Below are 1,421 nucleotides of genomic sequence, written 5' to 3'. Positions count from 1 at the left end.
ATCACCCGGCTGCGCTGCGACCCCCGCACCCGCGCCTACCAGCAACGACGCCTCGCCGAAGGCAAAACCCCACGCGAGATCGTCCGCTGCCTCAAGCGCTACATCGCCCGCGAGATCTACAACGCCATCCCACGCACCAGCCCACCGGTCACCGCGGCTACTTGACAACACAGGGGCGTCAGTGCCCACACGGACGATGGCGACGACCTGCGAGGTCCTCGCCATCGGGATCTGATCCGCCAATGCGATGATCAAAATACTTGCCAACAAACGCGGCCGGGGGCGGGGCATCTACCGGGGCCGGTCACAGCCTGACCGAAGGCCGTTCTGTAGATCGTGATGCCTCGACCGATCGGACCCAGCTCGGGTGCGTTGACGCTCAGCAATAATTCGTGCACATTCCTCATCGAATCTACCCAAAAGCGGCACGAGTTAGCGGGGTCAATATATTTCGGCGATTTCCGCGCGGGCCTGTCGCTGGTGTGTGACGCTACGCATGCGACGGTGTGATTCCGTCGCTACCTCCAGGGGGAGAGGTGCTGTGGCGCTCATGCCTGTGACTTAGATGGCTGGCTGGTCCCATCCGGGACAGGAAATACGGAGACCAAGGAAGAGCTTCCCGTCTGCTGCGGCGTCTACGCACCCGTTTACTGGTCTGATCAGTTAGGAAAATCAGCCTGTGGGTGCCCGGTGGTCGAGTAAATTTTCGGCGAAACCTCACGGCTTCCTTCTATGCCGGCGGCCTCTGCGGACTTCCTTCCTCTCTGCGGCCAGGTCTTTCCCTGGAAAAAATACAGCCTACTCCGGCCAGGAGAGGTTTCCCCAAACGAACGAGAATGGAGCATCGCCATGCCGGACGTTGATCTCGGATTGGCCTCGGACTGGGAAGAGGGCGACACCCACGGCCGAGTCAAGCTGAGGCAGAACCAGGTGTACCCGACCTCGCCCAAGAAGGATGTGCTCATCAGCTCGCCGGTGAGCATCGAGCTCTCGGTCAACACCAACTACTCTACGTCCCAGGAAGCCGACAAGATCTTCTTCACGACCCACCACGGCAACCAGAAGAAGATCATCGCGATCCTGGACTCCAACGGAGACCTCTACATCGCAGGCCGCGTGATCTCAGGGCAGTCGAACCTGTCCTACCAGTAGCCCGGCAGTTCGGGGTGGGCGCGGCCGCCGCGCCCACCCCGGCGTGGGCGGGGGCTCTCACCGTCTACGCCGTCGCCACCAGGCCGCAGCAGTCGGCAGCGGTGAGCCGTGCGGCCAGCTCGGAGCGGCCATCCATCCCCGATATCCTCACAGGTAAGACCGCTGGCACTGCTGCACCCCGCGTCCGCTGCTGGCGCTGTTGCGTTACGGGGAAGCTGGGCATGCCAGCGGCCGGGGCAGCTGCCGGTCAGACGGCTGCGGCGAGTTCG

1 protein-coding gene and 1 pseudogene are annotated in these 1,421 nt (G+C 63.1%); both read left to right on the top strand.

What is annotated here, in order from left to right; all coding sequences use genetic code 11:
* Positions 1-165: pseudogene (locus MXD62_RS27510) on the top strand (IS110 family transposase); the annotation flags it as partial.
* A gap of 684 nt (positions 166-849) precedes the next feature.
* The gene (locus MXD62_RS27505) at positions 850-1,152 is read left to right on the top strand and encodes a DUF6342 family protein (RefSeq protein ID WP_248832300.1); all 303 of its coding nucleotides are present in this window, start codon (positions 850-852) and stop codon (positions 1,150-1,152) included.
* Positions 1,153-1,421 lie beyond the last annotated feature (269 nt).

The organism is Frankia sp. Mgl5 (assembly GCF_023242985.1).
In the GTDB taxonomy this organism is placed as follows: Bacteria; Actinomycetota; Actinomycetes; order Frankiales; family Frankiaceae; genus Parafrankia; species Parafrankia soli.
Note: the sequence above shows the minus strand (reverse complement) of the source record. Positions and strands in the feature narration are given on the sequence as shown.